A 7,230-nucleotide genomic window follows, 5' to 3' on the forward strand; every position below is an offset into this window, starting at 1 on the left:
CTTCGGCACCGCGATCACATCTGGATGCTCGGTGGCGAAATGATCCGACGACGCCATGAAGATCCCGATCTCCTTACCCTCCCTGTGGCAACCCTCCTGGACAAGCTCATCGAGGAAGACGGCGGCCCTCTCATCTGGCCAGTTATCTCCGAGTCCGCACAAAATTCCTTTGATGCAACCTGTCGCAAGCTCTATCAGTACCTGAATCGGGCTTCACTCGGCTAGCCGCACATCCGCTTTCACCCACAGATTCCGCCGACGAGCCGGAAAAGGGGACCCCTCGTGAGAGGTCCCTTTTTCTAGTTGCTATTTATGAGCCGGCGTTTCAGTACGAAGCGAGGACTATCCGGCCGTTGCCAATCAACAACACCTTGTCGCCAGGGACAATCGGACTCCCTTGCTCCATCGGCTGAGCGACAGAGACGACGTTGCCGTTGTCCAGTCGAACGATCGCTTGCAGGCCCCGCGACGAGCTCGCGAGATTGCCGATCGCAGCACCTGCCGTGGTGACGGCAGCGCCCACCCCAATTTGGGTTGCGACGCTCTTGTTGCGCAGGAGTTGCGAGACCAGGATACCGATAGGCGCCCCGGCAATCGCCCCCTGAATGCCGGCGCCCGGTTGCGCGCCGATTTTCACTGCACGTACCTGAATCACAACGCCGTGCTGCACGTTCTGAGCGTTGTACGTTTGCATCCGGTCGAAAGACGGAGCATCGATCATCCCCAGTCCAGAAAGGTTGCCAGCGCAACCGGTGAGATTAGCGGTGATGCACAGAACGACAGACATGATGATTGCGCGCATGATTGCTCCTGAATGCCCGAGGGGCGATTGAAAATTAATGGCTAACAGTCGATGCCGAGAACGGCGAGGAAAAACAGGCAGGCAGCTAGGTGCTTCCAGGTGCCGGGCTGCTCTTGACTGCTGCAGGAGCGTTGACCCCCAAACGCTTTTGAATGCGAGAGGGTAAGGGGATTTGCTTGTTTATCTGGGGCGGGGGTGTCGCGCCGCTCTTTCTACGCAACTGCAACCAAGGCGCCCCCCTCTACCAACACGCGGCGCGGCACACGATGGCAGTGGCGTCGCTCCAATGGCTAGAAGCGAGAGTTGGGCTTCGCAGAGCGAATCCGCAGGTTCAGTCGCACGGCGACTGGGAACTGATCGGGCAGGGCTGAAATTGGTAGGACGCGTTGGGCGTCAGAGGCCTGAACGGCTTAGAACTTCCGACAGCACTAGGTGAGCTCAACAGGGCTATATCGCTGGCTTCTAGGCGGTGGTGGAGACTTGATCGATGCATGCCGATTGAACGGCTGTGTGCACTATAGCAGATCTGGCGAACGCCATAGGTCTTGTGCGGGGCGCCGGCTTTGCACTACAAGCCGTGAAAGGGCGCGACCGACGATGCGCGACCCTTGCTTGATTCAGGGGGGCGAATCCGGAGCCTGATACTCACGGCCCCAGCGCAGCGGTTCCTGGACGTGCTGCTCGATGCCAGGCCAGCGCGCCTGCTTCGAGACCGCCCAAATTGGCCATGACGCAACACTATAAATGGTTCAACGGCTCGCGCGTGAACTTGCCCAGACGGTGATAACCAGGCACCTTAATCTTACGCCAGTCGTCCGACGCCCCCCGCGGTAAAGGCTTCCAGCACGTTTGGCCACGATGCCTTCCATGCCAAGCGCGCGCACGTGCTGGTAGAGACCTTCTCCATCCTCCACGGCGCTCACGTAAAGTAGACCAACGGTCACGCCTTGCAGTAGCTTCTGAAGCGCTGCTTTGCGTTTTTCATAGGGCCAGTCGCGGATATCCTGCCCGCGTAGAACCAGTAGGTCGAAAGCGGCCAGGGCAGCGGGGCGGGCGCCGCGATACCAACGTCGGCGAAGGGCACGTTCATGGAAGGCGTTGAAATCGGGGCGGCCGATATCTTCGAGGATCACGCCCTCAGCGTCCATATGCAACCAGGCGGTAGGGCCGCCAGGGAATCATGTAATTCCGGGAACCAGCTGGTGGCTTCTCCTCCTTCGCGCAGTCGAAGTCCGGGGTCCCCCGTTCTCGCCAGCAGTCGGCTTCACAAATCAACGCCGACTGGGAGGGTCACTTCATTGCCTATGGCCTGTGGCACCAGTCGGCGCGCTGCCGCGATCAGCATCGCGTTGGTGAACGTGTCTTCAATTGATTGCGACACCAGCACCTTTCCTCGCCGCCCGGACGCTTCTTGTACTCGACGATCGCGACCTGCATCGGGGACTGCGCGCCTAACCGTCAGCATCGCTTTTTTCATGATGCTTGCGTGGTACACGAACGGTGGATCAGCTTCTAACCGCCGTTGAAGGATCAGTCTTCGCCAAGAAAGCGAAGCAGCCTACGGCCTATGGCAGCAAGCCATAGACCAACTAATACAAGGGCGATGGCTGGCATAGCACCAAGCAAGCTCTCCGGCACCCACCAGGTCGGCAAGCCGGGGTAGAGGTCCGCCAGACGCTGCGACGGCGCGGCCGCACGAACGGTGTGTTGGACCAGTCCGACCGCGCGCGTAGCGAAGACCCCGGCGCTGCCAGCCATGCACCACAGCCCACCAAGATAAGCGAACAGGAGTCCCGCTTCCAACAGCCGTCGGGGACGCTCCAGAAAAATGGCAGCAAGCCAATCCATCATGGTGCTCTTTTCCAAAACTTTTCTGGTTACCCTTGTCCACATGGACAAACGGCACCTTCCTTTGCGTACGTAGATTGCCGACCTGCAGGGTGAATTTCCCGATGATCCTCATGGACGAGTTGCTTGACCGTTCTTTCTTTGCGCGGCGTCTCAAAGGTGCCTGACCAGTGCCCGTCGTCATAGGTCTCCATCATGCCAAACTTGCCACATACAGTGCATTCTAAGTGGATGTAGGCCATCTTCGTCTTCGTGTGGTGTTTGCCTGGGTGATTTAATGCTTTTTGTCAGGATTTCGCTGCGTGGTCCATCGTTAGCTCTTTGGCACGCATGCCATGATCTTGTCGTAGTCCTGAAGGCTGATTGATGGTGCTTTTGTGCCTAGTACACCTGCCGTGGCAAACGCTACCCAAAGCAGGACGTATGACATTTGTACGCTCCTTTTCCGTCCTACAGATATAGGTGATTTTGGTTGCCGAGATCTCGGCTTCGGGAACGTCCAAAGCCCCGATAACCTGCGCGTTGTCGATTACAGTTCCATCAGCCACATTCCCCTTCGACCATTTGCTGTCGGGTGCCGTCTGGCAGATGTCGATCCGCGACAATATTCCGCCCAGCTGTCGACCACCACAGGGGGCTTCACAGGTTCCCAAGGCATTACTTCGGCTGCTTCAAACGTTCCGTTTGAGACGATAGTCATAGGTTCTTTTCCATTGAGTCAGTGCGACGGCGCGGTGGCACCGGTTCGTAGGTGCGGAAGAGCCGCTTCGTTGCGCAGCGAAGGTCGTCTGCCAGGCCCAGCTCTTGTTTTCCGGCGCAGGCCTGCGACTGTAATGGAACGAGCCTCGGCAAGTAACATGAAAGTTTCGGCTTCCCAAATTTCTTCCATCCGATCAGCTAGCGCATCATTCCCGCTCATGCGAAGGCGCCATTGACGGATTGCCCGCCGACGCAGTGCCGGGCTGACCTTCGGGAGTTGCGCCGCGCGATCTGCAAGGGCCTCTTCAATCGCCATGAGGGTGACCTCCCGTCGGGCGTCGGATTCGGTTGCACCCTTGCGAATGCGATGCTTGATATCCGACTCGCCATGAGAGGCGTACCAGGCTAGTGCCTCTTGTGCGAGCTTGGGGTTCGCGCGTTGTAGACGATACAACGTCTTGGCTCTCGCAGTGGGGCCAAGCAGTGCACGAAGGCCTCGATGTCCATAGACCTCATGAAACAGAACGCGCAGAGGTCGGTCAACACTGCAACGCACGTTATCCACCAACAAATAGACCTTCTCCTGAGATGGCAAGAAAAAGCCTTCGACGTCCTCAAGAATGCCTTGCGTCGAGAGATCGGACTGGATCGCATCCGGGAGCTCGTACCCAGGCTGCAGGACTTCAACGCCGCCTTTCGGGGGGTACGCCCAGGAAGACACGACTAGCGCAATTTGCTTTCGCAACGCGGAAGGTTCGTCACTTCGCCGCGTGTCTACGGTCGCCCGCGGCCCACGCGGCACCCGCACCTAGCAGCGCTACAAATGCCGAGATGGCTGGAATGTATATTTGCGATCGCTGGGACCGCCATTCTGCTCGATCGTGAAATTCGACTACTAGCCCAATTTGATTGTCCCTCGCTCCACCAAGCTGTCGAAGTCGACCTCTGTGAAACCGGCGTTCGAGCTGGCGAAGTCGGAGATATAGAAGCCGACATTTATGCGCAGGCGATCGCGTTCTTCTGTTCGTCACGGTCCGCCATGCGAAAGCTTCGCAGGACTTCGCGAACGCGCTCAGCGTCGGATAGCGAAAAAATGCTCTTTCCCTTCATGCCGGCTCCTGTCGTGCATTTCCGGGCCGCGGCATGGTTGATCGCGCCGGGTCATCGGGGTACCGTCAAAGCGGGTGGGCCACTCCGGCGTGGGAAGGTTACCGGTGCGGACGACGTCCCCCAGCAAGTTGGCCAGCTGCGCATGATCCAGACAATCCACTTCCTCCAAGCAGTCTGCGATGCGCGCCACGATGTGGCGATTTACTTGCAAGTAGCGGCTCACAGCACGCAGCTGGCGCCGTTTGAGGACGACCAGCTCGCGCTTGTTGGCGGCCAGCTCCAGGTCGTTGGCCGGCTCGGGGAAATACGCCACGTCCTCGCGCAATAGGAGGTAGCCGCCTGCGAGCTCAGCCCAATTCTGCAGGTCACCGCCTGCGCCCAGCCCGTAGGTGCCGGTAAAAAGCTTTTCGGCCGCCATCCCGGCTAGCAGGGTGTGCAGCTTCCAGTCGTACAGGGCCATGGTCAGCTCCACCCCCTGGACACGCGGCAGCGACACGGCACCGGCACTGGGCGAGAGCGTATCGCGATCGATGTAGGCGATAGCGTCCTCTGGCACGAGTGACCCGAGCGCGTACATTAGCGCATGCCCCGCTTCGTGGATCGCTACCGGGCGCCAGATCGCCCGTGCCGGTCGGGCAGCGATCAGTTGATGATACGGGGTTTCAAAAGCGTAGTGGTTCGCATACATCCGCATAACCCGATGCCGGATGAATAGGGACAGCGGATGCGCAAAGGCCATCAGCACGGCACCGCAGATGAAGGCTATCGATGCAAAGCGTGCTGGATCAGACAGGGCGGGCGATGACGCCTTGTCCCAACTCAGCCACGCCAGCACGGCAAGCAGGCTGCCGTATAAGGCGGCCGCCATTACCTCGCCGAGTAGCGTCGCGCGGTGCAGTGCCGGCATCAGGAACCAGGTGCCGCCTGTGAACGCGGCCGCTGCGCCGAGCGAGCCGGTGAGGATGCGCAGCGCGGCACTGTTGCCCGTAAGCGTGGTCGCTGGCCACAGCGCCCACACAACGGCGAACGCGCCCACCGCCAGCATCCCGCCGTGTGCCAGCCGCAGTATGCCAAGAGTGTGCTGGTCATAGGTGCGTCGCGCCCACGCCCGGAACAGCACATGGGCAAGCGCGAAACCCCGCACGGGTCCGTCTTTGGACAGAGCTTGGAGCAGGATCTTCAGCATGCTGCTGATAGACGCAAGACGTGAATTCGATCTTTCAATTGCTTTTCCTATTCTCCCGGTAGCTTCGCCGCTGCCGGCAATTTTGCCACGCTTGCGACGACTTGAAGGGTAGCCGCCCACCCATCTCGCGCTTCAGCGGCTGTTCGCCCCGCGCAAGAGACACGAATGAGTAAGCCGTATGGCTTCGTTACTCCTAAGAACGACCTCAGACGTAGCACGCCGAGTTCCATCGATGCCCACCACTGCTCGCACCCTTCCGACGCAGCAAGAATGAGTGCCGCAAGCCAAAGGATGTAGCTAGCATCACTGACCTTGCTCGGGTCTGAGAACGCCACATCGACGTAAGAACTCATAATGGCGCGTACCCCGTTGGTGGGGGTTTCAGTCTCCTGGAGCAACTTCTCGCAACCGAGACTCTCAATCGGGGACCCGGCAGCATTGATGGTCTTAAGAAAGTTGGCAAGCTCCGGATATTCATGGACTTCCGGTAAGAGATCAATGAGGTTAAGCTCGGCTTTGACATTGGAATAGCCGTGATTCTTCGACCCATCCTCATGGTGTATTGGGAAGTAAGGTACCGCTGGCCCCCAACTGTCCTCCAAGTACACGGTTCGTGTCGCGCGCGTAAGCAGTGGCTGAGCAAGCTGTGCAGGCAGGTCGGGCGCGGTAGATCGCCATGCAGCAACAAGCTCTTGATAGAGCGATAGGGCCACCCCCATGGCATTTTCGAACTTTCCGGTCATCTTGATCTGCCTCATTTCTGGAAAATCGCGGTAACGTCCCCTGAACGACGCGTGCATCGTCCTATCTTTCGACATACAGGCCGGCAGTCGCTTCGTCCAGCCCGAAACCCGATGGCATTCTCGTTGGCTCTCCAGCGTCACGTCGCGAGTCGCAGTGCCTGCGCGATCGTCAGGGAGGGAAGTTGCTTTTCCTTACTGTTCCGTGTGGCCTTCGTAGCAACCCGTGAGAGCGAAGAGTGCCGTGAACTCGTGCTGGCAATCTTCGCACACATACTCCTGGTGGACCGTCATGCTGCCTATCGCACATGCGCCAATCGTTAGATTGGTCGACCGGCACGCAGGACACAGCGTTTGACTGCCAGCGATCACGAGCGAACGCCACTGTTCAGAGTCGAGCATGTCGGGCTCCTTGCTTTTCCTTGGCGCGTTTCTTAGGACACTTTGGCCACGGTAAGCGACACGTGGTAAGGCGCAGCGACACACGCCGAGTTGATCGCCGAGGGGAGTGGCCCGTCCAATCCACCCAAGATAAGCCGCCAAATAAAATCGCAATTGGCGCCGGGAACGCTTGACAGGTGACGAGGTTCGAGGGGCCGCCGCCCTGCTTGCGCTGGATGTTTAGCGCAAGCAGGGCGGCGGCCAATAGAGGATCGCTTCTCGATCTTCGCTTGGCTCTCATGCCCCTGTCCGATTTGTTCGCTGCACTTGCCCAATATCTGCACACCAAGGTCTTTCACGATCTTGCCCGTCATCCAGAGCATCCGGCCGCCTTCACCCGGCAGCGCAAGCTCACCCTGCCGACACTGATCTCCTTCATGCTCGGCAACTTGCGTATGGGCATG

Annotated in this window: 7 protein-coding genes and 1 pseudogene; 1 reads left to right on the plus strand and 7 read right to left on the minus strand. The window is 59.1% G+C overall.

Features of this window, described 5'->3' with window-relative positions; genetic code table 11:
* Positions 1-225, plus strand: a pseudogene (locus A3A5_RS44595) (hypothetical protein); the annotation flags it as partial.
* Positions 226-325: 100 nt separating this feature from the next.
* Here the strand turns inward: A3A5_RS44595 and A3A5_RS0109750 are convergent.
* The 7 genes from A3A5_RS0109750 to A3A5_RS0109785 form a co-directional block, all read right to left on the minus strand.
* On the minus strand, positions 326-802 hold the full coding sequence (locus A3A5_RS0109750; RefSeq protein ID WP_018310401.1) for a hypothetical protein: 477 nt from the start codon (positions 800-802) through the stop codon (positions 326-328).
* A 749-nt stretch (positions 803-1,551) separates the two neighbouring features.
* Complete coding sequence (locus tag A3A5_RS38085) at positions 1,552-1,935, minus strand: hypothetical protein (RefSeq protein ID WP_157637169.1); 384 nt, start codon at positions 1,933-1,935, stop codon at positions 1,552-1,554.
* Positions 1,936-2,066: 131 nt separating this feature from the next.
* Positions 2,067-2,279: a hypothetical protein gene (locus tag A3A5_RS43130; protein ID WP_157637170.1), complete on the minus strand. Its 213-nt coding sequence runs from the start codon at positions 2,277-2,279 to the stop codon at positions 2,067-2,069.
* 53 nt (positions 2,280-2,332) lie between these two features.
* Positions 2,333-2,668, minus strand: coding sequence for a hypothetical protein (locus A3A5_RS0109770; RefSeq protein WP_157637171.1), 336 nt, complete (start codon positions 2,666-2,668; stop codon positions 2,333-2,335).
* A 700-nt stretch (positions 2,669-3,368) separates the two neighbouring features.
* Positions 3,369-4,070 carry a hypothetical protein gene (locus A3A5_RS43135; RefSeq protein WP_157637172.1) on the minus strand — a complete coding sequence of 234 codons (702 nt, stop codon included), beginning with the start codon at positions 4,068-4,070 and terminating at the stop codon, positions 3,369-3,371.
* 351 nt (positions 4,071-4,421) lie between these two features.
* Entirely contained in the window at positions 4,422-5,645 is a 1,224-nt protein-coding gene (locus A3A5_RS0109780) for a hypothetical protein (RefSeq protein WP_018310407.1), read from the minus strand.
* A 47-nt stretch (positions 5,646-5,692) separates the two neighbouring features.
* Positions 5,693-6,445, minus strand: a complete 753-nt coding sequence (locus A3A5_RS0109785) for a hypothetical protein (protein WP_157637173.1) — start codon at positions 6,443-6,445, stop codon at positions 5,693-5,695.
* Positions 6,446-7,230 lie beyond the last annotated feature (785 nt).

The sequence above is a fragment of the Cupriavidus sp. UYPR2.512 genome (assembly GCF_000379565.1).
Classification (GTDB): Bacteria; Pseudomonadota; Gammaproteobacteria; order Burkholderiales; family Burkholderiaceae; genus Cupriavidus.

What these genes read in the sequence shown, in the direction of transcription:
- A3A5_RS0109750 (WP_018310401.1), bottom strand. Translation starts at nt 802, where the DNA reads ATGCGCGCAATCATCATGTCTGTCGTTCTGTGCATCACCGCTAATCTC.
- A3A5_RS43130 (WP_157637170.1), bottom strand. Translation starts at nt 2,279, where the DNA reads ATGAAAAAAGCGATGCTGACGGTTAGGCGCGCAGTCCCCGATGCAGGT.
- A3A5_RS0109780 (WP_018310407.1), bottom strand. Translation starts at nt 5,645, where the DNA reads ATGCTGAAGATCCTGCTCCAAGCTCTGTCCAAAGACGGACCCGTGCGG.
- A3A5_RS0109785 (WP_157637173.1), bottom strand. Translation starts at nt 6,445, where the DNA reads ATGCACGCGTCGTTCAGGGGACGTTACCGCGATTTTCCAGAAATGAGG.